Annotated in this window: 22 protein-coding genes and 1 pseudogene; 11 read left to right on the plus strand and 12 right to left on the minus strand. The window is 61.2% G+C overall.

The window, feature by feature from the left end; translation table 11 throughout:
• Window positions 1–7: 7 nt before the first annotated feature.
• Genes L904_RS06785 through L904_RS06795 form a run of 3 tightly spaced genes read left to right on the plus strand, consistent with a single transcriptional unit; the run spans window position 8 to window position 4,503 of the window.
• On the plus strand, window positions 8–880 hold the full coding sequence (locus L904_RS06785; RefSeq protein ID WP_020810607.1) for an ABC transporter permease: 873 nt from the start codon (window positions 8–10) through the stop codon (window positions 878–880).
• 22 nt (window positions 881–902) lie between these two features.
• Window positions 903–2,687: a gamma-glutamyltransferase family protein gene (locus L904_RS06790; protein ID WP_020810608.1), complete on the plus strand. Its 1,785-nt coding sequence runs from the start codon at window positions 903–905 to the stop codon at window positions 2,685–2,687.
• A gap of 4 nt (window positions 2,688–2,691) precedes the next feature.
• The gene (locus L904_RS06795; protein ID WP_059762594.1) at window positions 2,692–4,503 is read left to right on the plus strand and encodes an ABC transporter ATP-binding protein; all 1,812 of its coding nucleotides are present in this window, start codon (window positions 2,692–2,694) and stop codon (window positions 4,501–4,503) included.
• 39 nt (window positions 4,504–4,542) lie between these two features.
• On the opposite strand, the gene L904_RS06800 is transcribed toward L904_RS06795, so the two are convergent.
• The 6 genes from L904_RS06800 to L904_RS06825 are packed head-to-tail and all read right to left on the minus strand — an operon-like array spanning window position 4,543 to window position 10,089.
• Window positions 4,543–5,352 (minus strand): inositol monophosphatase family protein, encoded by an 810-nt coding sequence (locus tag L904_RS06800; protein ID WP_020810609.1) that lies wholly within the window; start codon window positions 5,350–5,352, stop codon window positions 4,543–4,545.
• Entirely contained in the window at window positions 5,349–6,185 is an 837-nt protein-coding gene (locus L904_RS06805; protein WP_020810610.1) for a glycerophosphodiester phosphodiesterase family protein, read from the minus strand. Before L904_RS06805 ends, L904_RS06800 begins: the two co-directional genes overlap by 4 nt.
• A gap of 1 nt (window position 6,186) precedes the next feature.
• The gene (locus L904_RS06810; protein ID WP_020810611.1) at window positions 6,187–7,221 is read right to left on the minus strand and encodes an ABC transporter ATP-binding protein; all 1,035 of its coding nucleotides are present in this window, start codon (window positions 7,219–7,221) and stop codon (window positions 6,187–6,189) included.
• A 9-nt stretch (window positions 7,222–7,230) separates the two neighbouring features.
• Complete coding sequence (locus L904_RS06815) at window positions 7,231–8,055, minus strand: ABC transporter permease (RefSeq protein ID WP_020810612.1); 825 nt, start codon at window positions 8,053–8,055, stop codon at window positions 7,231–7,233.
• Window position 8,056: 1 nt separating this feature from the next.
• Complete coding sequence (locus L904_RS06820; protein WP_020810613.1) at window positions 8,057–8,941, minus strand: ABC transporter permease; 885 nt, start codon at window positions 8,939–8,941, stop codon at window positions 8,057–8,059.
• A complete protein-coding gene (locus tag L904_RS06825) occupies window positions 8,938–10,089 on the minus strand; it encodes an extracellular solute-binding protein (RefSeq protein WP_020810614.1) in 1,152 nt (383 codons plus the stop codon). The genes L904_RS06820 and L904_RS06825 overlap by 4 nt, the downstream gene beginning before the upstream one ends.
• A gap of 268 nt (window positions 10,090–10,357) precedes the next feature.
• On the opposite strand from L904_RS06825, the gene L904_RS06835 reads away from it, so the two are divergent.
• The 6 genes and pseudogenes from L904_RS06835 to L904_RS06855 all read left to right on the plus strand — a co-directional run bounded on the left by L904_RS06835 (window position 10,358) and on the right by L904_RS06855 (window position 16,369).
• The gene (locus tag L904_RS06835) at window positions 10,358–10,540 is read left to right on the plus strand and encodes a hypothetical protein (protein WP_020810615.1); all 183 of its coding nucleotides are present in this window, start codon (window positions 10,358–10,360) and stop codon (window positions 10,538–10,540) included.
• Window positions 10,541–10,691: 151 nt separating this feature from the next.
• Complete coding sequence (locus L904_RS06840) at window positions 10,692–11,018, plus strand: GCG_CRPN prefix-to-repeats domain-containing protein (protein WP_020810616.1); 327 nt, start codon at window positions 10,692–10,694, stop codon at window positions 11,016–11,018.
• A gap of 92 nt (window positions 11,019–11,110) precedes the next feature.
• Window positions 11,111–11,206, plus strand: a pseudogene (locus L904_RS28325) (superoxide dismutase); the annotation flags it as partial.
• Between the two features lie 114 nt (window positions 11,207–11,320).
• Window positions 11,321–12,310 carry a tripartite tricarboxylate transporter substrate binding protein gene (locus L904_RS06845; RefSeq protein WP_020810617.1) on the plus strand — a complete coding sequence of 330 codons (990 nt, stop codon included), beginning with the start codon at window positions 11,321–11,323 and terminating at the stop codon, window positions 12,308–12,310.
• A gap of 461 nt (window positions 12,311–12,771) precedes the next feature.
• Entirely contained in the window at window positions 12,772–14,586 is a 1,815-nt protein-coding gene (locus tag L904_RS06850) for an ABC transporter ATP-binding protein (protein ID WP_020810618.1), read from the plus strand.
• Window positions 14,587–14,761: 175 nt separating this feature from the next.
• Complete coding sequence (locus tag L904_RS06855) at window positions 14,762–16,369, plus strand: ABC-F family ATP-binding cassette domain-containing protein (RefSeq protein WP_020810619.1); 1,608 nt, start codon at window positions 14,762–14,764, stop codon at window positions 16,367–16,369.
• On the opposite strand, the gene L904_RS06860 is transcribed toward L904_RS06855, so the two are convergent.
• Genes L904_RS06860 through L904_RS06875 form a run of 4 tightly spaced genes read right to left on the minus strand, consistent with a single transcriptional unit; the run spans window position 16,363 to window position 20,958 of the window.
• A complete protein-coding gene (locus tag L904_RS06860; RefSeq protein ID WP_020810620.1) occupies window positions 16,363–17,313 on the minus strand; it encodes a spore coat U domain-containing protein in 951 nt (316 codons plus the stop codon). The two genes, L904_RS06855 and L904_RS06860, sit on opposite strands and share 7 nt — an antisense overlap.
• On the minus strand, window positions 17,310–19,748 hold the full coding sequence (locus L904_RS06865) for a fimbria/pilus outer membrane usher protein (protein ID WP_020810621.1): 2,439 nt from the start codon (window positions 19,746–19,748) through the stop codon (window positions 17,310–17,312). The genes L904_RS06860 and L904_RS06865 overlap by 4 nt, the downstream gene beginning before the upstream one ends.
• The gene (locus L904_RS06870; protein ID WP_026363542.1) at window positions 19,720–20,439 is read right to left on the minus strand and encodes a molecular chaperone; all 720 of its coding nucleotides are present in this window, start codon (window positions 20,437–20,439) and stop codon (window positions 19,720–19,722) included. The genes L904_RS06865 and L904_RS06870 overlap by 29 nt, the downstream gene beginning before the upstream one ends.
• A 21-nt stretch (window positions 20,440–20,460) precedes the next feature.
• On the minus strand, window positions 20,461–20,958 hold the full coding sequence (locus tag L904_RS06875) for a spore coat U domain-containing protein (protein WP_003521650.1): 498 nt from the start codon (window positions 20,956–20,958) through the stop codon (window positions 20,461–20,463).
• Window positions 20,959–21,317: 359 nt separating this feature from the next.
• Here L904_RS06875 and L904_RS06880 point away from each other — a divergent pair, with 359 nt between their 5' ends.
• Together L904_RS06880 and catB are read left to right on the plus strand one after the other, a co-directional pair.
• The gene (locus L904_RS06880) at window positions 21,318–24,107 is read left to right on the plus strand and encodes a bifunctional aconitate hydratase 2/2-methylisocitrate dehydratase (RefSeq protein WP_035263570.1); all 2,790 of its coding nucleotides are present in this window, start codon (window positions 21,318–21,320) and stop codon (window positions 24,105–24,107) included.
• 332 nt (window positions 24,108–24,439) lie between these two features.
• Window positions 24,440–25,075 carry a type B chloramphenicol O-acetyltransferase gene (gene catB / locus L904_RS06885; protein ID WP_035263571.1) on the plus strand — a complete coding sequence of 212 codons (636 nt, stop codon included), beginning with the start codon at window positions 24,440–24,442 and terminating at the stop codon, window positions 25,073–25,075.
• 64 nt (window positions 25,076–25,139) lie between these two features.
• On the opposite strand, the gene L904_RS06890 is transcribed toward catB, so the two are convergent.
• Window positions 25,140–25,466 carry a tetratricopeptide repeat protein gene (locus L904_RS06890; RefSeq protein ID WP_035263572.1) on the minus strand — a complete coding sequence of 109 codons (327 nt, stop codon included), beginning with the start codon at window positions 25,464–25,466 and terminating at the stop codon, window positions 25,140–25,142.
• Window positions 25,467–25,547: 81 nt separating this feature from the next.
• Complete coding sequence (locus L904_RS06895) at window positions 25,548–26,627, minus strand: LacI family DNA-binding transcriptional regulator (protein WP_035263573.1); 1,080 nt, start codon at window positions 26,625–26,627, stop codon at window positions 25,548–25,550.
• Window positions 26,628–26,846: the final 219 nt, after the last annotated feature.

Below are 26,846 nucleotides of genomic sequence, written 5' to 3' on the forward strand. Positions count from 1 at the left end.
CGATATCATGACCGTTCTCGATCAAAACCTCTCCGTAGCGGCAACACGGCAGGAAAGCCGCGCCTGGAAGAAGATGAAGCGCAACAAATCCGCGCTTGTCGGCATGGTTATCGTGCTGTTTTTCGCCGTTCTTGCCATCGCCGCGCCTATCCTGCCGATTGCCGATCCGGTGGCGACCAGCTGGTCGGCGATCCGCAAGGCGCCCTCGGCCGCCCAATGGCTCGGCACCGACGATCTCGGCCGAGACATCCTTTCCCGCATGATCTATGGCGCGCGCGCCTCGCTGATGGCGGGCGTGGTCTCGGTGATGATCGCGGTGGTCATCGGCGTGCCCTTCGGCCTGATTTCAGGTTATTTCGGCGGTTGGGTGGATATGGTCATATCCCGCATCACCGAAGCGTTGCTGGCCATGCCGTTTCTCATCATGGCGATTGCGCTTGCCGCCTTCCTCGGCCCGAGCCTCACCAATGCGATGATCGCCATCGGCCTTTCCGCCATGCCGATTTTCGTGCGGCTGACGCGCGGGCAGGTGCTGGCGGTCAAGACCGAAGATTATGTCGAAGGCGCAAGGTCCATCGGCCTCAACCACATCGACATCATGACGCGTTACATCCTGCCGAATGTCTTCGCCCCCATCATCGTGCAGGCGACCCTGACGGTGGCGACCGCCATCATTGCGGAGGCAAGCCTTTCTTTCCTCGGCCTCGGCCAGCAGGCGCCTGCGCCCTCCTGGGGTTCGATGCTGAATACCGCGAAGAATTTCCTCAGCCAGGCGCCGTGGATGACGATGTGGCCCGGCATCGCCATCTTCCTCGTCGTTATCGGCTTCAATCTTCTGGGCGACGGCCTGCGCGACGCGCTCGATCCGCGCGAAGCATGATCTTTTACAAGGAAATATCCGAATGACTGAATTCACCACACGCCCTGAAATCCTTGGCACCTTCGGCGTCGTCACCTCAACACACTGGATCGCATCGGCCGTCGGCATGGCGATCCTCGAAAAAGGCGGCAATGCTTTCGACGCGGCCGTCGCCACCGGTTTCGTCCTCCAGATCGTCGAGCCGCATCTGTGCGGTCCGGGCGGAGATATGCCCGCCGTGTTTTATTCGAAGCAGAAGGACAAGGTGGAAGTCATCTGCGCACAAGGCCCGGCCCCGAGCGGTGCGACGATTGAACATTACACGTCGGAAGGGCTGAAGCTGATCCCCGGCGACGGGCTGCTCGCCACCGTCATTCCCGGCGCTTTCGACGGCTGGATGCTGATGCTGCGCGACTATGGCACCATGAGCGTGCGCGAAGTGCTGGAACCGGCGATCTATTACGCCGAGCACGGGCATCCGACATTGCCGCGCGTCTCCGCCACCATCAAGGGTCTGGCCGATTTCTTCGAGAAGGAATGGCCGACATCCCACGAGACGTGGCTGCCGGGTGGCGCGGCACCCGAGCCTCACGCCAATTTCCGCAATCCGGTTCTGGCCGCGACCTATCAGCGGATCGTCACCGAAGCCGAAGCGCGCTCCGGCCGCGAAAACCAGATCGAGGCGGCACGCGATGCCTTTTATCGGGGTTTCGTGGCGGAAGCTATCGACAGTTACGTGAGGACTGCGGAAGTCATGGATGCCAGCGGCGCACGGCACAAGGGCGTGTTGACGGCGCAGGATATGGCGGACTGGAGCGCGACCGTCGAAGCGCCGCAGACGCTCGACTATCACGACTGGACGATTGCCAAGACGCCCGCCTGGGGGCAGGGTCCGGTTCTGCTGCAATCGCTTGCGCTTCTGAAAGGCTTCGACATTGCGGCCATGGACCCCTCCGGTCCCGATTTCATCCACACCATCGTCGAAGCCATGAAGCTCGCTTATGCCGACCGCGAGGTCTATTACGGCGATCCGGAATTCGGCCAGATCCCGACGGAATATCTCCTGTCGGAAGGCTACAATGCCGGCCGCCGCGCGCTGATAAGCGGAGAGGCCTCGCTGGAGCTGCGCCCCGGCACCGTGCCGGGTTACGAAAAGCAGGTGGACGCCACCATGGCCATGCTGGCCGAGATGAGCGGCACCGGCACGGTCTACGAGCCGACCATGTCGCACCTGACGGAGAAGCGCGGCGATACGGTGCATATCGATGTCATCGACCGCTGGGGCAACATGGTCTCCACCACGCCTTCGGGCGGCTGGCTGCAATCCTCGCCCATCGTGCCCGGCCTCGGTTTTGCGCTCAATTCCCGCGCCCAGATGTTCTGGCTGAAGGAGGGCCTGCCGACCTCGCTTGCACCGGGCAAACGCCCGCGCACCACGCTGACGCCTTCGCTTGCGCTTCATCAGGGGCGTCCCTCCATGGTGTTCGGCACGCCGGGCGGCGATCAGCAGGACCAGTGGCAACTGCCCTTCTTCCTGCGTTATGCCCATCACGGCAAGAACCTGCAGGCCGCCATTGATATGCCGCTGTTCCACACCGCGCATTTTCCGGGTTCGTTTTATCCGCGCACCAGTTCACCGGGTGAAATCACCGTGGAGAGCACCGTGGGCGAAGCGACCTTGCAGGAGCTTCGCCGCCGCGGGCACCGCGTCACGGTTGCCGATGCATGGTCGGTCGGGCGGCTCACCGCCGCGCGTCGCGATGCGGATGGCCTGCTGCGCGCCGCCGCAACACCGCGGCTGATGCAGGCCTATGCGGTAGGGCGGTGACACCATGGAGACAAAACCCGTCCTTTCCGTCCGTAACCTCACCACCTCCTTCCTCGTCGATGGCGCCTGGAAGAGCGTGGTGCGCAACGTGTCCTTCGATGTCGCCCCCGGCGAAACCGTCGCGATTGTCGGTGAATCCGGCTCCGGTAAATCGGTGACGTCGCTGTCTCTTATGCGCCTGCTTGCCCCGGCCTCCAGCCGGATCGAGGGGGAGGTGTTGCTCAACGGGCGCGATCTTCTTGCGCTTTCCGAAAGAGAAATGCGCGGCGTGCGCGGCAACGATATCTCGATGATCTTTCAGGAGCCGATGACCTCGCTCAATCCGATCTTCACCATCGGTCGCCAGATTTCCGAAGTGCTCATCCGGCACAAGGGGCTTTCGAGGCAGGAGGCGCGGGCGGAGACGGTGCGGCTGCTGGAAAAGGTTCGCATTCCAAACGCCTCCGGCCGTTTCGATGAATATCCGCACCAGTTTTCCGGCGGCATGCGCCAGCGCGTGATGATCGCCATGGCGCTCGCCTCCCGACCGAAATTGCTGATCGCCGACGAGCCGACGACGGCGCTCGACGTCACCATTCAGGGCCAGATACTCGATCTGATCAAGCTGTTGCAGGAAGAGGAGGGCATGTCGGTCCTTTTCATCACCCATGACATGGGCGTCGTGGCCGAAATCGCCGACCGGACGATCGTGATGTATCGTGGCGATGAGGTCGAGACCGGACCGACCGAGGACATCTTCCGGCGCGGCAAGCACCCCTATACACGGGCGCTGCTTTCGGCGGTGCCGAAGCTCGGCTCGATGCGCGACCGGCAATGGCCGACACGGTTTCCGGTGCTGGACATGAAGACCGGCCTTTCGAGCGAGCCGCAGGAGGTGGCGGGGACGGTTGCGAGCGGGCAAACGCCGGTTCTGTCGGTCCGGAACCTTGTGACGCGTTTTGCCATCCGCTCCGGCCTGCTGGCACGCCAGACGGGCGCAGTCCATGCGGTAGAAAACGTCTCCTTCGATCTCTTTCAGGGCGAAACGCTGTCGCTGGTGGGTGAATCCGGCTGCGGAAAATCCACCACCGGCCGCTCGATCATGCGGCTTGTGGAGCCGACGGCCGGCGACGTGTCGCTCGACGGTTACGACGTGATGCGGCTCGATACGGTCGGCCTGCGCAATATGCGCAAATCCGTGCAGATGATCTTTCAGGACCCCTTCTCGTCGCTCAATCCGCGCATGACGGTGGGCACGGCGATTTCAGAACCCTTCATCAAGCACAAACTGGGCAGCAGCAGACAGGCGAAGGAAAAGACTGCCGATCTTCTCGAAAAGGTGGGACTGTCCGCCGATATGGCCAGCCGCTACCCCCATGAATTTTCAGGCGGCCAGCGCCAGCGCATCGCCATTGCCCGTGCGCTGGCGCTCGATCCGAAGGTTATCGTTGCCGATGAAAGCGTCTCGGCGCTCGATGTCTCGATCAAGGCGCAGGTCTGCAACCTGCTTCTCGACCTGCAACAGAGCCTCAACCTCGCTTTCCTGTTCATCAGCCATGACATGGCGGTGGTGGAGCGCGTCAGCCACCGGGTGGCGGTGATGTATCTCGGCGAGATCGTCGAGATCGGCCCGCGTGCGGCGGTTTTCGACAATCCTCAACATCCCTATACGAAAAAGCTGATGGCCGCCGTGCCGGTGCCGGACCCGGCAAGGCGCGGGATAAGGCGCGGCATATCCAATGACGAGCTGAAAAGCCCGATACGGGCCATGGGATATGAAACGCCGGTGCGGACCTACAGGACGGTGTCGCCCGGCCATCTGGTGCAGGTGGCCTGAGACGATTGCTGCGGCATGGATGCTCCGAAGACGAAGCCGTTATGCGGGGTTCTTGGGTGGAATGCCGCGCAGGTGCTCCATGAGATACGCATGGGTCGCGGCATTGGCGACGATCAGCGTACCGGTCTTTTCATAGAACTCCGGTCCGCGGCCCCACCAGTCGGTCACGATGCCGCCGGCCTCCTGCACCAACAGAATGCCGGCTGCCGTGTCCACGAAGCCCGTTTCCTCGTAATAGCCGGTCAGCCGGCCGCAGGCGACGTAAGCGCAGGAATTGGCGGCGCTGCCGACCACGCGGACCGCGCCGATGGGCACACGAATGGCGTCGAGGCGCTGATAGGCGCCGGGATAAAGCTGGAGATTGGGCGTGGGCAGGCCGGTGCCGACGCACATCAGGGCGATATCGGTGCTGGCATTGACCCGCAGGCGCTCGCCATTGAGATAGGCGCCGTCTCCCTTGATCGCGGTGAACATCTCGTCGGAAACGGGATTGTAGACCAGCCCGCAGATCGTTTCATTGCCGCGGCGAAGCGCGATGGTGATGGTATAGTGCTGGCCGAAGATGAAATTGGTGGTGCCGTCGATGGGGTCGACCAGCCAGCGGTGGTCCTGATCCGCCCCTTCGACGGGCGCGAATTCCTCGCCGGTCAGTCCCCACGGATATTGCCCGAGCAGACGGTCGCGGATCAGTGTTTCGGAATCCCTGTCCGCATCGGAAACGAAGTCTCCCGGTCCCTTGACGCCGATTTCGATCTCGCGGAAGCGCCTGAAATGGTCGAGCGTCAATGCGCCGGCTTCGCGGGCGGTGGCGACCATATGGTCGAGAATGGTGCTGTAATTGACTGTCATCGGCTGAAAACCTCGGCGAGCCCTTCCGGATCGTCGGTGGTGATCTGGTCCACCTTAAGCCGCAACAGGCGTTTCACCTGTTCTATGGATTGCGGTGTGACGCTGTTGATCGTCCAGGCGTCGACCCGGCGGCCGGCGGCATGGATGGGGGCGATGATATCGACGCCCGCATCCTCGGCGGCAAGCACGATCTCGTAGGCGAGGTAGATCATGTCGGCATCGGGTGCTGTGGCAAGGGCGTCTTCGATGAAGCCCAGATAGTTTCCGCTTGCCTTCAGTGCAGCTAGCGTGCCGCGATGGCAGGGATCATATCCGGTGCGAAGGCCGGGGGCTGAGCCGGCAAGCGTCGCGATGGCGTCGAAATCGCCGCCCGACAGGATCACCGACTTTGCCATGGGCGAAACGCTCGCCCCGAAACCGGCGACCACCTGCGGGGTAAGCGCCTGCCGGTCTTCCTTGAAATCGAGCTGGAGCAGGGCGTCGGGATGAACGGTGTCCTCGGCAAGCAGGGCGCAAAGGTCTTCGAGCAGCATTACCTTCGCATCGATGGGCTGGCCATCATTGTCGCGCAAATGAAGCTGGCGCAGGGCAGCGGCGGATGTGTCCCGCACCCGGCCGGTGCCGGTGGTCTCCCGCTCCAGCGTCCGGTCATGCAAAACGGTGCAGCCGTGATCGGCGTGAATGACGAGATCGACCTCGATGCTTGCGCCGAGCCGCATCGCCTCGATGATACGCTCGCCGGTAAAAACCGGATCTTCGGCGCGGCGGCGGGCGCGATGCCATTTGAGCCATGTTCTGTGGCCGTCGCGGTCGATAAGGATCGGCTGGTTCATGTCAGCTCCGGTAGATTGGGCGGTTGTCGCGATAGGCCGTGACGGCACGGGGCGAAATCTGTACGCCCTGTCCCGTCTGGAACATATCCGGGTGGGCGACCATGGATTTGATCCTTGTACCATCGGCGAGATCAAGGTCGACAAGGCCATGCGTGCCATAATCCGTCACCCGATGCACACTTGCTTCCGGCGTTTCGGAAATCGTCAGATCGATGGCTTCCGGGCGAACGGCGAGAATGGCCGGTCCGTCGGAGACCGGAAGCGGCAGGTTGAAATCAGCCCGCATGAAGATTCCGTCTGAAACCGCGCCCTCTATCAGGTTCATGGTGCCGATGAAGCCGGCGACGAACGGGGTCTGCGGTTCGCGGTAGATCACATTCGGCCGGTCGATCTGTTCGGTCTTGCCATTCGCCATCACGACGATGCGGTCGGCCATGGAAAGGGCCTCATCCTGACCGTGGGTGACGAACAGGGTGGTGATGCCGAGACGCTGCTGAATATCGCGCACCTCTTCACGCAGCCGCTCGCGCAGATGCTGGTCGAGGCTGGCGAAGGGCTCGTCAAGCAGGAGTATTTTCGGTTCGAGAACCAGCGAGCGGGCGAGCGCTACGCGCTGCTGCTGGCCGCCGGAAAGCTGGCCGGTGGCGCGCTCGCCATAACCGGAAAGCCCGACGAGTTCGAGCACGGCCTCCACTTTCTCTCTGATGACGGCAGCCGGCATGCGGCGCAGCTTGAGGCCGAAAGCGAGGTTTTTGAAGACGTTCATATGGCTCCAGAGCGCGTGGCTCTGAAACACCATGCCTGTCGGCCGCCGCTCCGGCGGCAGGTGGGTGACATCTTCGCCATCGATGGTGATCTGCCCGCCCGTCGGTTGCTCGAAGCCGCCGACCATGCGCAGCAGCGTCGACTTGCCCGAACCGGAGGGGCCGAGAAGGCAGACGAGTTCGCCATCGGCGACATCGAGCGAGAAGCTGTCGACTGCCTTGGTCCCGCCGGAATAGGTTTTCGTGACCTGGCGGATGTGAAGTACGGACATGATGATTTCCTAACCGCCGAAACCGCGGGCGAATGCGCCGCCACCGATGACGCGGCGGGCGAACATGAGGGCAATGAAGGACGGCACCCAGAGCAGGACGGACAGGACCGCGCCATACTGGATGACCATCTGGTTGTTGATGTAGCTGATCATCAGCACCGGCATCGTGCGGATGCCGGGCGCGCCGATCAGCCATGCGCCTTCCGTCTCGTAAAAAGTGCCGACGAAGCTCAGCAGCACGGCGGCGGCGATGGTCGGTCCCGCCTGCGGCAGCGTAATCGACCAGAAGACCCTGAGTGGACTGGCGCCGACATCGCGGGCCGCCTCTTCCATGCGCCGGTCGACGGCCTGAAATGCCGCCACGGGAATCCAGATCATGAACATCAGCGTGCCGACGAGCTGGATGAGAACGACGCCCCAGAAGGTGCCGATGAGGTTGAGCTGCAGGAAAATGGCGGCGATTGCCACCAGAAGCCCGAATTTCGGGAAGGCGTGGCCGGCAAGGAAGGAGAAGAACAGCAGGTTGCGGCCGGGAAAGCTCATGCGCGCAAAGGCATAGGCGGCGGGAAGGCAGATCACCGCTGAAAGCAGCGTTACCACCGTTGTCAGCCGCAGGCTCAGCATCAGTGCGTTCCACACATCGGCGCGTCCCAGCGTCTGCCCCCAGAAGCGGAAACCGAACTGCTGGGGAATGACGTTGGGAAAACGCCAGACCTCGGTGAATGCCCAGGTGCCCACCACAAGCAGCGGCCCGACGATGGCGACGGTGAGAAGGGTGGCGAAAAATATGCCGGGCCAGTCCATGCGCTCTCGCGCCGGCGTGAGGGTCGTCATGTCATTTCCCCTGGTTGCGTGCGACCGAACGCACGTAGAACAGGCCGAATGCGATGCAGAAACCGAAAGCGATGACGGCCTGGGTCATGGCGCCGATGGGATCCTGCACTTCGCGCAGCGTGCGCTGCATGAAGGGGCCGAGCATTTCGGGAGAGGCAGGTCCGAGAAGATAGGGCAGGGTGAAGGAGGAAAAAATGCCGAGCACCGAAAAGGAAAGCGCCACGAGGATGGAATTGGAAATGCGCGGCAGGATGATGTGCCAGAAGACCTGAAGCGCGTTTGCGCCCACATCCCGTGCCGCCTCCACCGACTGGTTGGCGACGCTGCCGAGGCCCGCGAGCAGGATGAGAACGGTCAGCGGAATATTGTCCCAGACAAGACCGATGACCGGTCCCCACGGGGTGAGATAGGGGGTGCGGATTTTCGGCAGATCGACCGCATTGAGCAATATGTCCACCATGCCGTTGGGCCCGAGAACGCGGATGAAGGCGAAGGCGAGGATGATGGAGGGCACGAACATCGGGAAGATGGCGAGCGCCTGCACATAAGCCGAAAGGCGGCCTTGCGAAAAGCGCAGGTAAAGCGCGATCGGCAGGCAGATCGCCAGCAGGAGTATCGCGCAGACCATTGTTGTCCACAACGTCACGGCAAGATTGTCGAGGCTGTAGCGGTCCGAGAAGAAGAAGCCGTAGCTCGAAAGGTCGAAACCCGTCTCGCCGCTCGCTCCTATGCGCCAGACGGTGCGGCCGATGGCGTTGATGGCAGGCCAGATGACGAGCCAGATCATCAGGAAGACGGGGATGGCGACGAGCAGGAGGCCGACTGGCCTCCTGCCTGCCGTATTGTCGATGAGCGGGCGAACCGCTCCTTCCGCAACCTCGGTCACGATTTGCGGTCGACGTTGGGAGCGACGTTGCGATACCAGCCATCATTGATGGCGGTTTCCCATTTGCCGGCCGGGAAGGTCGGAATGGTCTGCGGGATGATGTCGGCGAAACGCTTGCGCAGTTCGGCCGGCACATAGTCCCAGGAAACGCCGGGGAAACCGCCGAGTTCGGTGAGGATCGCGCCCTGAATTTCTTCCGACAGCACGAAATTGGCGAGCTTCAGGGCGGCGTCGCGATTGACGCCGTTGGCAAGCACCACGGCGCGCGAGAAATCACCGCAAAGCGCCAGATCCTGAAGCTGGACGAGGCCGGTTTCTTGCGGCAGAACGCCCTGATCGATGGCCTTCAGCACCTGATCGGACCAGACAGGGGTCATGGTGACGACGCCCTGCGAAAGCAGCTGCAGCGACTGCGTGTTGCCGGAGGAATATGCGCCCTTGTCATAGAGCGACGGTGCGATGTCCTTGAGCAGCGCCCATGCCTTGCCGAGAGCCTTGTCGCCGGCTTCCTGGGTGTAGTTGTCAACCGTGAAGGCCTTGGGGTCGAGGCCGTTGGCCTGATGGATGGCGCGGCGGACGAAGTTACCGCCGGAGCCGCCCTTGTCGGGACGGTTATAGACGAACTGGCCGGGATTGGCCTTGATCCATTTGACAAGCTCATCCCAGGTCTTCGGTGCATCCGCCGGCTTGAGCTTGCTGGTGTCATAGGCGAGCAGAACCTGGCTGCCGCGATAGGGCAGGCTGTATTCGCTGCGGATGGCGAGCGGATTGACGCGCGAATAGTTTGAGAGGCCGGCTTTCGCCATGTTCACATAGATGCCGGCATCGATACCGCCGGTGGGCAGCAGCGGATCGGCCGTTTCGAAATAGTCGGCCTGCGGATCGGTGCCGGTCTGCTTTGCGGCGATGGCGCGCTCGCCGATGGCGGTGATGCCGGCACTGTCGCCGGCATCGACGAGGTTGAGCTTCAGGCCGGGATTGGCGGCTTCAAAGGCGGGCTTGATCGTATTGGACCAGAAATCGAGGATATTCGTATCCGAACTGGTGTACCAGTCGATCGTGCCCGGAGCGGCGAAGCTCATGCGCGGTGCAAGGGCGAGACCGGCGGCGGCGCCTGCGGCGGACATCATAAAGGTGCGGCGTTTCATCTATGTCTCCGATGTTTTCGGCGCGAGTGGAACTGCTGAGCGCTGCCCCCGGAAAGATGGGGAAGGCTCTGGCCGGTCGTTGCACAGCCGTGCATTTTTTGAACGGGCCGGCGGCGGTTCTAATGTCTTTCCATAACGCTTTCGTGACGGTTGCTGCCGACAGGCATTGCCGGCACGCCCTGTCCGGATGGCCGTTCGAAAGCAGGCCCTACTAAAGGCATTGCCGGGCAGGTAGAGTGATCGCGATAGCATTGGAGGGAGGGGAGCGATGATCGCAGCCTATATCGACGAATTCATCATGTTTTGTGCCGGCCTGTGGATGACATGTGTCGGCTTCGGTTATCTGCCGCTGTCAAAAAATACGGTCAATCAGCCGCCGGTTGTTCGTCACTTCAGGTGGATGGGGCCTTTGCTGATCGTCATCGCGTTTGTTCTGGCCCTGGCCAGCTGACCGGAAAACCCTCCCCCCCAAAATTCGGTAAAGAAAGGGCCGGCCGGTGATCGGGCGCGGGCGTCCGTGCCACGAAAAGATCACGATTCATTCAGCCGCAGTTCACCCGGCGGGGCGCTAAATCCCCTCATCCCACAAGGAGGGAGATAAGATGCGCAAGATGATTCTAACCGCCGGACTAATTCTCGGCGCCCTGTTCGGCACCGGTGCCAACGCCATGCCTGTCGGTCAACCGTCTGCACCTTCGGCATCCCACATTCAAAAGGTGGATTATGCCTGCGGACGCGGTTTCCATTTGACCCCGCGCGGCTATTGCCGTCCGAACGGACCGCGTTATGAGCGCGGCTGGGACCGGCGCGACCGCTGGGAAGCTCGCCGTGAATGGCGCGAGCGTCAGGCCAGACGGGAATGGCGTGAGTGGCGCGACCGCAGAGATTATCGCGACTACCGCGATCGTCGCGATTATTATCGATACTGATCGGGCAAGGCCCTCTCCGCGTCGGGAGGGCCTTTCTCATATGGGCCGGTGAGGTCCATCCGCCCTTGGGGAGGGTGTGAGAGCATGCCTATGACGTCGATTATGAAAATCGCAAGGCCGAACATATTCGCGCCGTGCTCGACAGGCTGGTCAATTGGCGGGTCGTCGAAGAGCGCCTGAAATCATAACGATCCTCTTTCTCCCGAAACCTGCCGGGAGCGGCCGGCCGCCTGCGGGTTGCCCTGAGGTGCATTTTAGCTACTATGCGCCCATGGCGAGGAGGCCATGTTACAGGAGGGTTCATGATTTACCGGTCTTCAAAACGGCGCATGGTGCTGAAACTTGCCGCTGCGGCGGTTTCTTTCGGCATGCTGGGAACGGCTGCGGTCGCGCAGGGCTTCCCCGATCGAACGATTACTCTGGTCGTTCCTTTCGCGGCGGGCGGCTCCACCGATGTGGTCGCGCGTGTTATCGCACAGAAGATGGGTGATGAGCTCGGCCAGCAGATCGTCGTTGAAAATGTCGCCGGGGCCGGCGGCAATCTCGGTGCCGACCGCGTGGCCCGCGCCGATCCCGACGGCTATACGATCCTGATGGGCACGGTTGCCACCCACGCCCTCAACCCGCTCATTCTCAAGACCAAGCCTTACGATCCGGAAAAGGATTTCACGCCGGTTTCGCTGCTCGTGGTGGTCCCGAATGTGCTGGTCGTCAATCCTAAGCTCAACGTCAACAGCGTGGCGGAACTGATCGCTCTCTTGAAGGCCGAGCCGGACAAACACGCCTATGCCTCTTCCGGCAATGGCACCCCGCTGCATCTTTCCGGCGAGCTGTTCAAGAGCATGGCCGGCGTCAGCATGCAGCATGTTCCCTACAAGGGCGCAGGCCCGGCGCTCAACGATCTGCTCGGCAACCAGATTTCCATCATGTTCGACAATCTGCCGTCTTCGTCCGGACATATCAAATCCGGCACGTTGCGGGCGCTCGGCGTCACGACCAAGGAGCGCGCCTCGTCCTTCCCGGATTTGCCGACAATCGCCGAGACGGTGCCGGGTTATGAGACCTACACCTGGAATGCGCTTTTCGCCCCGGCCGGCACGCCGGCTGAGGTGGTCGACAAGCTGAATGCCGCGGCCAAGAAGGCGCTTGCCGATCCGGCGGTTGCCGCACGCATGGCGGAATTCAGCGCCAAGATCGTCGCCTCTTCGCCGGATGAGCTGAAAACCCACGTTGCGGCGGAAATCGCCAAGTGGGGACCGGTGGTCAAGGACGCGAATGTGCAGATGGACTGACCGGTAACGGCAGATACCATCCCGATTTTCCGCCGCACATCCTGCCGGTTGCGGACGGAAATAAAGACCTGACAAAGCCGTGGCCGATGCCATTGTCGCATCGGCCACGATTTATAGTGACGCACCCAACCGGTGTGGCCATTCCGCATCACTCACCAGCCGGTTGCAAAAACCCGCTTGGCAAGCTCCGGCCGCTGAGTTACAAATCTCGCTACCGCGTCAGATCGAACAAAGGGAGGCGTTGCATGACACCAGCATTCTTCGAAACCCTCCCGCAGGGAATGACCCGACACTAGGTCATATCCATTCGCGGCCCGCCTTGAGCGCGCCCGACATGCGGTTTTACTTTCCCCCATAGCCCGATTGATCTGACGGGATCACTTCGTCTCCCGCCCGGGCTGTGCCATCCAACTTCCGTTTTGAGGACCGGTCGCCGATTACAGGGCGCTGGGCTGGTAAAAATGACTCGCAAGAAGCTCGATTTCCGCGCCGATGCCTATCGACATGTGCTCGGCTTTGTTTTCAACCATTGGCGTCATCGGCCGGCGCTGGTGGGTTTCATCATCGTTCTGGTGATTGCCAGCACGCTGGCCGAAGTGATGGTGCCGGTCTTTTCCGGCCAGATCGTCGATGCCATTGCCGGTGGCGCCGGGGCCGGCAATGGAGCCGGCAACGGGGCGGATAAGGCGCTGCGCGCCTTCGTCATCGTGGTGGCGCTGGGGCTGGTGAGCGTGGTGTTGCGCTGGTTCATCTTCAACGGCATCATCCGGCTGACGCTGAAGATCATGGCGGATGTCGCCAATAACGGCTTCCACAAGGTGCAGCGTTTCTCCACCGACTGGCATGCCAACAGCTTCGCCGGCTCCACGGTCCGCAAGATCACGCGCGGCATGTGGGCGCTGGATTCGCTCAACGACCTGCTGCTCGTCGCGCTTCTGCCTTCCATCGTCATGTTGGTGGGCGCCACCATCGTGCTCGGCAGCTACTGGCCGGTCATGGGCCTGATCGTCGGTCTCGGATCGCTGATCTATATCGGCGTCACGGTCGGCCTTTCCATGGGATATGTGTCGCCAGCGGCAAGGCTTGCCAATGCCTGGGATACCAGACTTGGCGGCGCGCTGGCGGATGCCATAAGCTGCAATTCGGTGGTCAAGGCCTTCGGTGCCGAGACCCGCGAAGAAACGCGGCTGGGCCATGTGCTGGTGAAGTGGGATAACCGCACGCGCAGGACATGGAAGCGTGGCACGCTGAACGGCACGATCCAGAGCTTCATGATGGTCTCCATGCAGGCCGGCATTCTGGGTACGGGCCTCATCATGTGGCAAAAGGGGTTGGCGACGCCGGGCGACATTACCTTCGTGCTGGCGATGTTCTTCGTGTTGCAGGGTTATCTGCGCGATGTGGGGCAGGATATCCGCAACCTGCAACGCGCCGTCAACGACATGGAAGAGCTGGTGCTGCTGGACAAGATGCCGCTCGGCATCGAGGACAGGCCGGATGCAGGGCCGATCAGGATTGGAAAGGGCGAGATCGTCTTCGATCACGTTACCTTCCAGTATGGCGCGCATCCCACGCCGCTTTACGATGACTTTTCGGTCACCATCAAGGCGGGTGAACGGGTGGGTCTGGTCGGCCATTCCGGTTCGGGCAAGACAACCTTCGTCAAGCTCATCCAGCGGCTTTACGACATCAAGTCGGGTGCGATCCGCATCGACGGCCAGAATATCGCCGGGGTCACGCAATCGAGCCTGCGCGGCCAGATCGCCATCGTGCAGCAGGAGCCCATCCTGTTCCACCGCACGCTGGCGGAAAACATCGCTTACGGCCGGCCGGATGCCACGCGGCGTCAGATCGAGCAGGCGGCGAAACAGGCCAGCGCCCATGATTTCATCATGTCCCTTCCGAAAGGTTATGAGACGATGGTGGGTGAGCGCGGTGTCAAGCTGTCCGGCGGAGAGCGTCAGCGTGTCGCCATCGCCCGCGCTTTCCTCGCTGATGCGCCGGTGCTGATACTGGACGAGGCCACTTCCAGCCTCGACAGCGAAAGCGAAGTGCAGATCCAGCAGGCGATGGAGCGGCTGATGGTCGGCCGCACCACGCTCGTCATCGCCCATCGGCTCTCCACGGTCCGGGCGCTGGACCGGCTGCTGGTCTTCGACAGGGGCAGGATTGTCGAAGAGGGTGACCATCAGGCGCTGATCCGTCTCAATGACGGCATCTACCGCCGGCTGTTCGAACGGCAGGCGCTGGAGCTGACCAAGGGCCTGGTGGCCTGAAAAAACGAAACGCCGGGGGTATCCTCCCGGCGTTCCCTTCCCGAACCCCGCGCCACGAACACGCCGCTTTTTTCGCGTAAGGGGGTGTTCTGCGCAACACCAACAGGACGGTGAACCATGGATTTCCACCCGATCACAAAGCCGCAACGCCTTGTCATCAGGGGAACCCATATCCATGCCGCATTTCATCACTCTCTCGGACCTCTCGTGGTCGACACCTGACGGTCATCCGCTCTTTTCCGACATCAATCTTCGCTTCGGACCCGAACGCACCGGCCTCGTCGGGCGCAACGGCGTCGGCAAGACGACGCTTCTGAAACTGATCGCCGGCGAACTGTCGCCGTCCGCGGGCACGGTGTCCGTCTCGGGCAGCGTCAATCTTCTGCGCCAGAGCGTGCAAGTCGTGTCCGACGAGACCGTCGCCGATCTGTTCGAAGCGCGCGATGCGCTGGAGGTGCTTGCCCGTGCGCAGGCGGGAACGGCCACTCTGGAAGAGCTTGAAGACATCGACTGGATGCTGGAGGAGAAAATTGCCGGGGCGCTCGCGCAGGTCGGGTTGGACGTCTTGCCCTCCACACCGCTTTCGGCGCTTTCCGGCGGACAGCGCACGCGGGCCGCACTTGCGGCTCAAATCCATGCCGCGCCGGATTTCCTGATCCTCGACGAACCGACCAACAATCTCGACCGGGACGGACGCATTTTCGTTGCCGATTTTCTGGCGGGCTGGCGCGGCGGAGCGATCGTCGTCAGCCATGATCGGGAGCTTCTCGAAACCCTCGATGCGATTGTGGAAATGACCACGCTCGGTGCCACCCGTTACGGCGGCAACTGGAGCCACTATCGCGCACAAAAAGCGCTGGAACTGGCCGCCGCCGAACAGGACTTCGCGAATGCGGAAAAACGTCTGTCGGATGTCAAGCGCCGGTCGCAGGAAGCCCTGGAGCGCAAGGCCCGCCGCGATAGCAGGGGTGCTGCAAAAGCGGCGAGGGGCGACATGCCCCGTATCCTTGTCGGTGCGATGAAGAGGCGTGCCGAAAAGACGAGCGGCGACAACGCCAATCTGGCCAGCCGCCTGACAGCCGAGGCGACGGAAGACCTGAAGACGGCGCGTGAGCGGATCGAAATCCTGCAGGGCGTCAGTGTCACATTGCCGCCCAGCGGGCTGCACACGACAAAAACCGTGCTCAGCCTGCAAAATCTGACTGCGGGGTATCAGGCCGAACACCCCGTGCTTCGCGATCTGTCCTTCGAGATCGCAGGGCCGCAACGTGTTGCCGTCACCGGTCCGAACGGGTCTGGAAAAACGACGTTGCTTTCGGTGATCACCAGAGAATTGCCGCCATTCGAAGGCGCGGTGCATGTCGGGGTGAAGGCCGTGTTTCTCGACCAGCAGGTCAGCCTGCTCGATGCGAGCCTGTCAATCCGCGACAACTTCCTTCGGCTTAACCCTAAGGCCGGGGAGAATGCCTGCAGGGCTGCGCTTGCGCGCTTCATGTTTCGTGCCGATGCCGCCTTGCAGATCGTTTCAACGCTCTCGGGCGGGCAGATGCTCAGGGCCGGTCTCGCCTGTGTTATGGGAGGCCCGCAGCCTCCGCAATTGCTGATCCTCGACGAGCCGACCAACCATCTGGATATCGATTCCATCGCGGCCGTGGAGGCTGGCCTTCAGGCCTATGATGGCGCCTTGCTGGTCGTCAGTCACGACGAGGCGTTCCTGGCCGCCATTGGCATCGAAAGGCGGCTGGAACTTGGGAAGTCGGAGATGCGTTCGGGCGCTCAGTAGTTCACCGTCACGACGACCGTATCGGAGTAGTTTCCCGGCGCTGGCGTGTTCTGCGCCGGGACGCGGCCATAGACAGTCAATGTCTGCAGGCTGCCAGTTCCGGTGCCGGTGGCTATCTCGCCCGCCGCACTTCCCCATACATTCGTGCGGTTCACGTCGCGGTAGAGACCATAGGTTATCGATGCGCCTGCCTGCACCATCTGGCGTGCGGCGGGCGGGCTGTTGCTCAGGCCGCCATTGAGCGCCACACTGTAGTTCAGATTGGTGGTGCAGGTCAGATTGATCGCTCCGGTCGCATTGACTGCCGTGTTCAGCACGCCGTGACTGCCGAAATCGATGTTCTGGGCCGAGATGATGCATGTGGGCGCCACTGCGGCCGACACGTTGAACGGCACCTGCGTGGGGTTCTGGGTCACGGAAGAGCAGCTCGGTGCGAGCAGGGTAAAACTTGTATAGGTGAAGCTCGTTTCCGCGCCGGCGAAGCTGGAAAGATAAAGGCCGCGCGCTGCCGAGGCCTGACCGGCGTTGATCCGGCCATAGACCGTGCGGCTCGTGGTGTTGATCAGGAGCGGCAGCGCCATATCGATTGGCGGAGGCGAGCCGAGTGCGGGCTGCGTGACCGATCCCCATGAGGTTGTCCGCGCCGAGTTCTGGTAAAGCTGGTAATTGAGGATGTTGCTGCCCTGAAGCATGCGACGTATGCCGCCCGACTGCCCGCCGCTTCCGGCATTGATATTGGGGCATATGCGGATGGAAAGCGCCAGCGACAAGGGGTTGGAGCAGGTGACTGACAATGTCGCCGTCGTGTCCACGGCGCTGCCGCTTGCGAGATTGACGAAGCCGAAATTCATGTCCGACATGCTGAAGGTGCAGCTTTGCGCCAGTACCGGTGAAGCCGGGAGGAAAGCGGCGATGGCAAGGGCGGTACGGGTCAGGACCTTCATTGGATGCTCCTGCATATGGTTTCGAAAGTTGCGCGTGAATTGCCGGCAGAGGGGAGGGTGATCTGCGCTTCGCATTCGCCCTTCGTCGGCTGCATGATGCGGAGCCGATGCGTTTCGCTGATATTGTCGAGATATGCCTGTCCGTCATAACCGACGATGAAATCGCGCTTGCCGTCGATTTTGCCGGTCGATCCGGTTTCGATGAATTCGCCGCTCCCGTCTTTCAGCGTCACCAGCGCCACCTGACCCTCGGTTTCCACCTTGAAATTGACCACCGCGCCGGCCTGCTGCGTCGGTCTGACGGTCTGTTTCGTCCGGTCGATGCGGGCGTCGACCGGAAGATTGCTCGGGTCGAGCGTGATGTTGTTGACGTCATAGGAACGCAGGTTCGGAAGCAATATCTTGCCGCGGCGGTTGGTCTGGCCGATGGGGCGGTTTTCCAGCAGGATATCGACGCCGGGCGCGCCCGCATCCACCACGGCGAAAGCGTCATCGATCCGGTTGCCGACAAAGACATCGCCGCCGGCGAGCGCTATCGATCCTTCGATCTGCGCATAGGCCTGTGTCGTGCGGTTGAATTGGTCGACGCCGGCCGAAACGCGTGCGGTGCTGCCGCGGTAACTGCCGGAAACGGACGCGATATCGTTGCCGCCGGTCGAGCCGCGCAGGCGCCAGCCATAACTTCCCTCGGCCTGCTCTTCGGATTTTCCGACCTCGGCCGTCAGCGAATATCCATCCGCATCCGACGACATGCCGGCCGAGCCGGAGACGCCGCCGCCGAACGACCAGGAGAGGCCCGCGAAGATGCCGTAGGATTTGTTGTCCTCAAGGTCCTTATAGGCGGTGACGAAGATATTGCCGTTCTCGCCGAACGGCCGCGTGGCGGAAAGGCCAAGCAGCCGGGATCGTCTTTCATCGAAGGTTTCGAGTTCGGTATAGGAGAAATTGAGGCTGGTCTCATCGAAACCGAGCTGGGTGGAAACGGAAATCTGGTCGAGGGCACGCGGCGGCCGCGCGCTCAGCAGCCCGGATACCGTGCGGATATCGGACAGGTCGGCGGAGACGGAGGCCATATCGTGATAATCGCCGAATGTTCTTTGCGACCGTGCGTGAAATTTTACTCCCAGCAATTCCGCTTCGACGCTCGCGGAAAGCTGATAACCGCTTTCCGTGCCAAAGCGGCTCGATGCGCCCGAAACCGCCGCCAATCCCTCTGCTCCAAGGGTGAAGACGCCGCCAAAGCCGATATTGTAGAAATTCTCGCCGCCTTCCGCATGGCCTTCCAGCGTCAGGCTGTCCGACACGCCATAACGCAGCGTCGCAGACCCCAGCGGTTTGTCATCGTAATCGAAAGACGAGGTTCCGTAATTGCGCCGGGCAAAGCCAAGCTCGGCCGAAAAATCGATGAGGCCCTGCGCCAGCAAGTCCGGTGAAGCATAAAAGGGAGTTTCGGACACGGTTTCGCGCCCCAGCGCATCCCGCACCACCAGCCGCGCATTGCCCGCGCCGCTGATGACAGGGAGATTGGTGATCGAGAACGGCCCTTCGGGAACATCCTGCGACAGGCGGCGGACATTGTTGACATAGACGTCGACGGTGGAGGGCACGGCAGTGGAACCGGCAAATTCCGGCATCGGCATGGTGACGATATCCGGCCGCAGGTCGAAATTACGGCGTATCTGCAGGCCGCCCAGCCGCGTTGGGCGTGTCCAGCTCAGCCCGCCGGTGATGAGATCGCCGGCCCGATAGCTCGTCAGTGTGTCCTCGTCCGAATAGCTCCAGGTGGTGTCGAGGCGCTGGGTGTCGAACTCCGACAGGCGCGATGTGCTCAGAACCTGCGATGAGGACAGCACGCCGAGCGGACCGAAGGCCCTGCTTTCCAAAAGGGCCGAGACACCGTTGAAATCGGCGATATCCGACCATTTGTTGCCGCCGGAGGAACCATAGATCGTGTAATTCACCAGACCTCCAAAATCGCTCGTGGCCTTTTCCCGGGTCTCTTCGTCTTCTTCCTGCGCAATCTTGCCGGAGGCGTCGATCACCCTGTTTGCCCGCGCCGCCATCGGCAGGGTGAAATGCATGGACTGGCTGCCTTCATCGTAACGCGCCACCACATCCGGCAGCCGGGAAATATCGATCCAGCCATCATCGCCGGCAGCGCTTTCAACCGGGGAGATCCCGATATTGGTGAGCTGTTCCGGCTCGATGAGAAACGATCCGGCGTCGTTTTGACGAAATGTGGCGATCAGTTCTGTCGAAACATCGTTGATGTAGACTTCGAGCTGCAATTGTCCCGCTTCTTTTGCGGCAAAAGAGGCCGGTTGCGCCGCAGGGGGAATATCCTGCGCCACGGAGAAATTGCCCGATGAAATGACCGTCAGAGCGGCAATCGTCAAAACGGCGAGATCAGCCGCCCGAGACGCGCGCCGTCGCATTGACGGGGCCGCCTTCGCTGTCTGCCGAAATCTTCAGCGTGCCGCCGCCTTTTTTGCCGCCCGTTGCCGGAACCACAAAGCTTGCGGCGGAACCGCCAAGTACATATCCCACCAGCCCCTGCTGCCGGGCAAGCGCCTGTCCGTTGCTACCGGAAAGCATCAGGTTGGCGATCCTTATCCGTTTTGCGCCCGTATTGGACACCGAGACCCGGTAGCCATTGCCCTGCGGCGTTACCTTCCAGGCCGGTTCCGCATCGCCTGTGGAGGCGGGTGAGAAGAAAACGGGTATGGAGTGGCGCACCACCAGATTGACCGTGCCGGATTGCGGTCTTCCCGCCGGCGGCAATTCGTCGACGATGACGCGATAACTCTCTTCGGCCCGCAGCGGCGCCTTGGAAAGCCGGACGATGCGGATAAGGTTTTCCGCGCCTCCCTTCAGTTGCGTCATCGGCGGGCTGGCGACGACGTCCTGCGCCGCCGTATAGACGTCCTGCCCGTTCTGCTGGGTCCAGCGGAATATCCTGACCTGAACGTTGATCGGGGTTTTCGCATCGTTCCAGATGCGGAGGCTGGAGGCCGCCGTGGGCGCTTTAAGATCCAGAAGCACGGGTGCGACCCGTAGCGATGCAGACTGTGAAGGTGAAACACTCAAACCGGCAAAAAACGCAGCCGCTAAGGTAAAAACACGCATGCGCGATCCTCCCTGTGGCGATCAGTAGTTGAGCGTGGCCGTCACCGTATCGGTATAGACGCCGACCGCGGGTGTCGTCTGGGCAGGTACGCGCCCATAGACAGTGAATGTCTGCGGCGCGCCGGTTCCGGTTCCCGTTTGCCGGTCCGTTCCCACGGTGTTCCCCCACACCGTGCTATGTGCCGCAGTCGTATAAAGCGAGTAGGAAATGGTCGCGCCCGCAGGCGATGTCATCAGACGGTTGGCGACCGTCGCTCCAGAGCCGGCACCGGCGCTGAGACCCAGGCTGAAGGGAGTGCTGGCCGTGCATTGCACGACAATATCGCTGGTCGCATCGATATTGCTGCCGATCACACCGTTGGTGCCGAAATTGAGGTTGCCGGCGGAATTGATCTGGCACGCCGCCTGAATGGTGATCTGGACGTTGAAATTCGTCGTGGCGACCTGCGCGACGCCCGATGCCGGTGTGAGGACCAGTGCCGCAAATGATAATAAATAGCCTGATGCTGCAAACTTCATGCTGCCTCCCCAAGCTGCTGCGCTGCTGATTTTTCGATACGCAACATGGAATTACGCCAATAACGGGTAATTAGAATAATCTAATACTCGTACCGATTTGGTTAATAAATCCTTAATGGGGGATGCCTGAAAAACCATTGGCTGAAATGCAGCAGCCGCCACAATCAAAAGTGTCGCGACGTGGTTGCAAAGCACAGGATCGGCGCTAAATCCCGTCTACGAGTTTTTTACTGAAATGCGACATCTTGTCAGCCGGCCCCGGTTGGCGTACTCGAAATCGATAGAAACCCGGGCCGATCAACAGTACCGTTCGGTGACGCTGTGTTCGGCCCCATAGACATCATGACGTTGGGATTGCGATGAACCTTTACTTGGATTACCTGGCTGAAATCAAAAGCAGAGAACCACAGGGTCTCGCGCCCAAGCCGATCGATGACGGTGCACTGACGGCCGAGATTATCGAACTCATCAAGGATGCCGGCAGCGAGCACCGCACTGACGCCCTGAAATTCTTCATCTACAACACCCTGCCGGGCACCACGAGCGCTGCCGGCGTCAAGGCGGCCTTCCTGAAGCAGATCATCCTCGGCGAAGTCGTCGTGCCGGAGATCGCGCCTTCCTTCGCGCTGGAGCTCCTGTCGCACATGAAGGGCGGCCCGTCGATCAAGGTGCTGCTCGATATCGCGCTCGGCAACGACGCTGCGATTGCCGCTGAGGCCGGCGAAGTGCTGAAGACGCAGGTGTTCCTTTACGATGCCGACATGTTCCGCCTGCGCGATGCCTACAAGGCCGGCAACGCCATCGCCAAGGCCGTGCTGGAAAGCTACGCCAAGGCCGAATTCTTCACCAAGCTTCCGGATGTCGAAGACGAGATCAAGATCGTCACCTTCATCGCCGCCGAAGGCGATATTTCCACCGACCTCCTGTCTCCCGGCAATCAGGCGCATTCGCGATCGGACCGCCAGCTGCACGGCCAGTGTATGATCTCGCCGGAAGCGCAGGCGGAAATCGTCGCGCTGCAGAAGCAGCATCCGGATAAGCGGGTGATGATGATCGCCGAAAAGGGCACGATGGGCGTCGGCTCGTCGCGCATGTCGGGCGTCAACAACGTGGCGCTGTGGACCGGCAAGCAGGCCAGCCCCTATGTGCCCTTCGTCAATTACGCTCCCATCGTCGCCGGCACCAACGGCATCTCGCCGATTTTCGCCACCACCGTCGATGTGACGGGCGGCATCGGCATCAACCTGAAGAACTGGGTGAAGAAGCTCGGCGAAGACGGCAAGCCGATCCTCAACAACGATGGTAACCCGATCCTCGAACAGAAATATTCGGTCGAGACCGGCACTGTCCTCAAAATTGACGCCAGGAACCGCAAGCTCCGCGACGAGGCCGGCACGGAACTGGTGGATATCGCCTCTTCCTTCACGCCCCAGAAGATGGAGTTCATGAAGGCCGGCAGCTCTTACGCTATCGTCTTCGGCAAGAAGCTCCAGACATTCGCGGCTGAAACGCTCGGTGTCGAGACCACTCCGGTCTTCGCGCCCAACAAGGAAATCTCCATCGAAGGCCAGGGTCTCACCGCCGTCGAGAAGATTTTTAACCGCAACGCCGTCGGCGTCACCCCCGGCAAGGTGCTGCATGCCGGCTCGGACGTTCGCGTCAAGGTCAACATCGTCGGCTCGCAGGATACGACCGGCCTGATGACCGCGCAGGAACTGGAAGCGATGGCGGCCACCGTCATTTCGCCGCTGGTGGATGGCGCCTACCAGTCGGGCTGCCACACGGCCTCCGTCTGGGACAAGAAGGCGCAGGCGAATATTCCGAAGCTCATGTCCTTCATGAACAATTTCGGCGTCATCACCGCGCGCGATCCGAAGGGCGCCTATCACTCCATGACGGACGTGATCCACAAGGTGCTGAACGACATCACCGTGGATGACTGGGCGATCATCATCGGCGGCGACAGCCACACCCGTATGTCCAAGGGCGTTGCCTTCGGCGCTGACTCCGGCACCGTCGCACTGGCGCTGGCAACGGGCGAGGCGACCATGCCGATCCCGCAGTCGGTCAAGGTCACCTTCAAGGGCACGATGCAGCCCTATATGGACTTCCGCGACGTGGTACACGCCACGCAGGCGCAGATGCTGAAGCAGCACGGCGACAACGTCTTCCAGGGCCGCATCATCGAAGTGCATATCGGCACGCTGCTCGCCGATCAGGCCTTCACCTTCACCGACTGGACGGCCGAAATGAAGGCCAAGGCGTCGATCTGCATCTCGCAGGACGAAACGCTGATCGAGTCGCTGGAAATCGCCAAGTCGCGCATCCAGATCATGATCGACAAGGGCATGGATAACCCCGCCCAGACGCTCAAGGGTCTGATTGCCAAGGCGGATCAGCGCATTGCCGAAATCCGCTCGGGCGAAAAGCCGGCGCTGAAGCCCGATGACAATGCGAAATATTTCGCCGAAGTCGTCGTGGATCTGGACGTGATCGACGAGCCGATGATCGCCGACCCTGACGTCAACAACAACGACGTGTCCCGACGCTACACCCACGATACGATCCGCCCGGTCTCCTATTACGGCGGCACCAAGAAGGTCGATCTCGGTTTCGTCGGTTCGTGCATGGTGCACAAGGGCGATATGAAGATCGTCGCCCAGATGCTGAAGAACATCGAAAAGTCCGAAGGCAAGGTCGAGTTCAAGGCGCCGCTCGTCGTCGCCGCGCCGACCTACAACATCATCGATGAACTGAAGGCGGAAGGCGACTGGGAAATCCTACAGAAATATTCGGGCTTCGAGTTCGATGATCTGAAGCCGAAAACCACCAACCGGACGGAATACGAGAACATTCTCTATCTCGAACGCCCGGGCTGCAACCTGTGCATGGGCAATCAGGAAAAAGCCGAAAAGGGCGACACGGTTCTTGCAACCTCCACCCGCCTGTTCCAGGGCCGCGTGGTGGAAGATACGGCTGAAAAGAAGGGTGAATCGCTTCTGGCCTCCACCCCGGTCGTGGTGCTCTCGGCCATCCTTGGCCGCACGCCGAGCATCGAGGAATATCGCTCTGCCGTCGAAGGGATCGACCTGACGAAGTTCGCGCCACCGAAGGTAACGCCGATCGATTCCCAGTCGGTCCATTACTGAGGTCGTGATTATCGCCGTGCGTGGGCTACAGGCTCTGCGCTGGCGATACACTGAAAATGCCGAATGAACGCGGACAGCGGGGAGAAATCCCCGCTGTTTTTTATGGGCCGGCGGTGCTCCAACTACGCCGTGGGAGACTGGCGACATGTCTCAGCTTGGCCTTCGCCCCTTTTTGCGGTAACCAGACTGAATGATAAAAGCCTCGAGTATCACCTGCATCTAGCTCCCGCCGCCGCGCGAGGAGCATCGAGCGAAAAGCCGACAGGCTTGGCGCTCGGCGTCGGCTTGTCTGAAGGCAAGCGAATGCGAACATATGCAGTGAGATTACTCCAATGGAAAATTACTTCGAAAGCCCGTTCCGGGGCATCACGCTTGACAAGCAGGTCAGGAACCCGAACCTCGTGGTCGGGAAATACAGCTATTATTCCGGCTATTATCACGGCCACAGTTTTGAGGATTGCGCCCGCTATCTGCTGCCGGATGAAGGCGCGGACAGGCTGGTGATCGGAAGCTTCTGCTCGATCGGTTCGGGCGCCGCCTTCATCATGGCCGGCAATCAGGGCCATCGTAACGAGTGGATCAGCACCTTCCCGTTCTTCTTCATGCCGGAGGTGCCGGAATTCGAGAATGCCGGCAACGGTTATCTGCCGGCTGGCGATACCGTCATCGGCAACGATGTCTGGATAGGCTCGGAAGCGATCATCATGCCCGGCATCACGGTCGGCGATGGCGCCGTGATCGGAACGCGGGCGCTGGTGACGAAGAATGTCGAACCCTACGCCATCGTCGGCGGCAATCCCGCAAAACCGATCCGCAAGCGGTTCGATGACGACAGCATCGCCTTGCTGCTCGAGATGAAATGGTGGGATTGGCCGGCGGCACGGCTGAAGGCGGCAATGCCGCTCATGACCAGCGGCAATGTCGCCGAGCTTTATCGGTTCTGGCGATCCGATAAGCCGCAGTCGTAAAAACGCCCGGCCCGTCTCACGGAGGCGGGCCGGAACTCTCTGACGATATGGGTGGAGGCTCTCGTCAACTGACGCCCTTCAGGGCGCGTGACCGCAAACGTCGCAGCCGGACCTCCATCTGCCTCTTTGCCTGAATGTCGCCACGCCTGACGGCCACCGCGATGCCTTCCACCCATGCGGCAATGGCGCCGTCGTCATCTCCCAGCCGTGTGCGACATTCGCCGAGTTCGGCCCAGACCGCCGAATAGTCGGGATCCTGCCGGATGGCCTCCTGGAGATGAAGCGCGGCATCTTCGAACTGCCCAGCCGCCTTGAGCGTCTTCGCGATTGAAAAGCGCAGGAGCGGACTGTCCCGTCCGTCTTCCAGCATCCTCATGAGTTTTTCGATCATCGTTGTCCCGTTGCAATGGTGAAGCACCATGCAATCGGTACGACCTCAAGCGCAGTTGAGGTCAAGCGGGATTTCGCGGGGTTACTTCGCCATGCGACGCAATGCAACCGGGTCCCATATGTCGTCGAGCGGGCCTTCGAGAGCGGTTCGCGGGGGGATGAGCTTCGGTTCGATGATGGTGACTTCCGGCTCGGTCCGGTTCTCTTCCAGCAGTTCGAAACCCTTTTCGAGCATCTGCGCGATATCGGGTTTGATCATATAGACCGGGAAGGGAAGGAAGGATGCGAACGGGTCGTAGTCGAAGCAGCCGACAACGATGTCGCCGAAGGCCTCGCCATCATGACGCCCCATGAAACGCAGCAGGCCTTCGAAATTTATCGATGAATTGACGAAGAAACAGCGGGGCAGGCGGCCCCTGCGCTCGAAGAAACGTTCGAAGGCCAGCTCCGTCATATGCGGTGAATAGCCGGTGATCTCGATATCGTCTCCGCCATCCGCCCCGAAATAAGCGGCCTTGGCGGCATGGAAGCCGTCGATACGCTCGCGGCTGGCGTGGTCGTCATGACCGCCGAACAGAATGACGTCGTCAGGGCCGAGAGGCCCGCCTTTTTCCGCATGGGCAAGGATCGCCGATGTCAGTATTTCCGCGCCGTGCCTGTTGTCGGAAATGACGGATGGTACAAATTTGCCGGGAAGGTCGATATTGACATGCGGCAGTGCTGCGCGGGCGCAGACCTGGTGCACGCCGTCGGGATCGGTCGCGCCCGCAATGAAGAGGGCATCGATGGAATAGGCGATCAGGGTCTCCACGGTGCGGCGTTCTTCTTCGGGATCGCGCCGCCCGGAGACCACCATGGGCGACAGGCCGCGTTTGCGCGCCTGCCCTTCGAATGTCTGCGCCATCGATGAAAAGAACCGGTTGTCATAAATGGGCACCAGAAGCCCGACGAGACCGGATTTCGAACTTCTCAGGCCGCGGGCCTGCAGGTTGGTGGTGTAGCGATGCGCCTTGGCGAGCGAGAGAATCTTGTCGGCAGTCTCCTCCGAAATCCGCCGTTTGCGCCACGATCCGTTCAAGACCGCGCTCACTGTCGAGGCTGATGCGCCCGACAATATCGACAAGTCATAAATGGTGGCTTTCTTGGAAGTTATACCCGTCACTGCGATCTCCCCAACTGATTCCAATTATTAGAGCACACATCCCCTTGACGGAAGGGCGCTTCGTGATATGGTTATTGCACCATCGATTGTGCAGCTTGGCAATATCGATTGTGCAAGATGGTTGCTGTGGGAGTGGCAAGGGAGAGTCTCGAATAAGCGAGATGAGAAATTTTGAACGCGCCAGATGAAAAATGGCTGCGGCGGGTTTCGTTTGCCTAG

This window comes from Agrobacterium sp. LY4 (assembly GCF_001526585.1).
Classification (GTDB): Bacteria; Pseudomonadota; Alphaproteobacteria; order Rhizobiales; family Rhizobiaceae; genus Agrobacterium; species Agrobacterium leguminum.

Excerpts from the sequence above, each read along its gene's own strand:
- L904_RS06795 (WP_059762594.1), top strand. The coding sequence starts at position 2,692 with ATGGAGACAAAACCCGTCCTTTCCGTCCGTAACCTCACCACCTCCTTC.
- L904_RS06845 (WP_020810617.1), top strand. The coding sequence starts at position 11,321 with ATGATTTACCGGTCTTCAAAACGGCGCATGGTGCTGAAACTTGCCGCT.
- L904_RS06850 (WP_020810618.1), top strand. The coding sequence starts at position 12,772 with ATGACTCGCAAGAAGCTCGATTTCCGCGCCGATGCCTATCGACATGTG.
- L904_RS06840 (WP_020810616.1), top strand. The coding sequence starts at position 10,692 with ATGCGCAAGATGATTCTAACCGCCGGACTAATTCTCGGCGCCCTGTTC.
- L904_RS06880 (WP_035263570.1), top strand. The coding sequence starts at position 21,318 with ATGAACCTTTACTTGGATTACCTGGCTGAAATCAAAAGCAGAGAACCA.
- L904_RS06855 (WP_020810619.1), top strand. The coding sequence starts at position 14,762 with ATGCCGCATTTCATCACTCTCTCGGACCTCTCGTGGTCGACACCTGAC.
- L904_RS06835 (WP_020810615.1), top strand. The coding sequence starts at position 10,358 with ATGATCGCAGCCTATATCGACGAATTCATCATGTTTTGTGCCGGCCTG.
- L904_RS06790 (WP_020810608.1), top strand. The coding sequence starts at position 903 with ATGACTGAATTCACCACACGCCCTGAAATCCTTGGCACCTTCGGCGTC.
- L904_RS06815 (WP_020810612.1), bottom strand. The coding sequence starts at position 8,055 with ATGACGACCCTCACGCCGGCGCGAGAGCGCATGGACTGGCCCGGCATA.
- L904_RS06785 (WP_020810607.1), top strand. The coding sequence starts at position 8 with ATGACCGTTCTCGATCAAAACCTCTCCGTAGCGGCAACACGGCAGGAA.
- L904_RS06810 (WP_020810611.1), bottom strand. The coding sequence starts at position 7,221 with ATGTCCGTACTTCACATCCGCCAGGTCACGAAAACCTATTCCGGCGGG.
- L904_RS06875 (WP_003521650.1), bottom strand. The coding sequence starts at position 20,958 with ATGAAGTTTGCAGCATCAGGCTATTTATTATCATTTGCGGCACTGGTC.
- catB (WP_035263571.1), top strand. The coding sequence starts at position 24,440 with ATGGAAAATTACTTCGAAAGCCCGTTCCGGGGCATCACGCTTGACAAG.
- L904_RS06890 (WP_035263572.1), bottom strand. The coding sequence starts at position 25,466 with ATGATCGAAAAACTCATGAGGATGCTGGAAGACGGACGGGACAGTCCG.
- L904_RS06825 (WP_020810614.1), bottom strand. The coding sequence starts at position 10,089 with ATGAAACGCCGCACCTTTATGATGTCCGCCGCAGGCGCCGCCGCCGGT.
- L904_RS06865 (WP_020810621.1), bottom strand. The coding sequence starts at position 19,748 with ATGCGACGGCGCGCGTCTCGGGCGGCTGATCTCGCCGTTTTGACGATT.
- L904_RS06805 (WP_020810610.1), bottom strand. The coding sequence starts at position 6,185 with ATGAACCAGCCGATCCTTATCGACCGCGACGGCCACAGAACATGGCTC.
- L904_RS06800 (WP_020810609.1), bottom strand. The coding sequence starts at position 5,352 with ATGACAGTCAATTACAGCACCATTCTCGACCATATGGTCGCCACCGCC.
- L904_RS06870 (WP_026363542.1), bottom strand. The coding sequence starts at position 20,439 with ATGCGTGTTTTTACCTTAGCGGCTGCGTTTTTTGCCGGTTTGAGTGTT.
- L904_RS06860 (WP_020810620.1), bottom strand. The coding sequence starts at position 17,313 with ATGAAGGTCCTGACCCGTACCGCCCTTGCCATCGCCGCTTTCCTCCCG.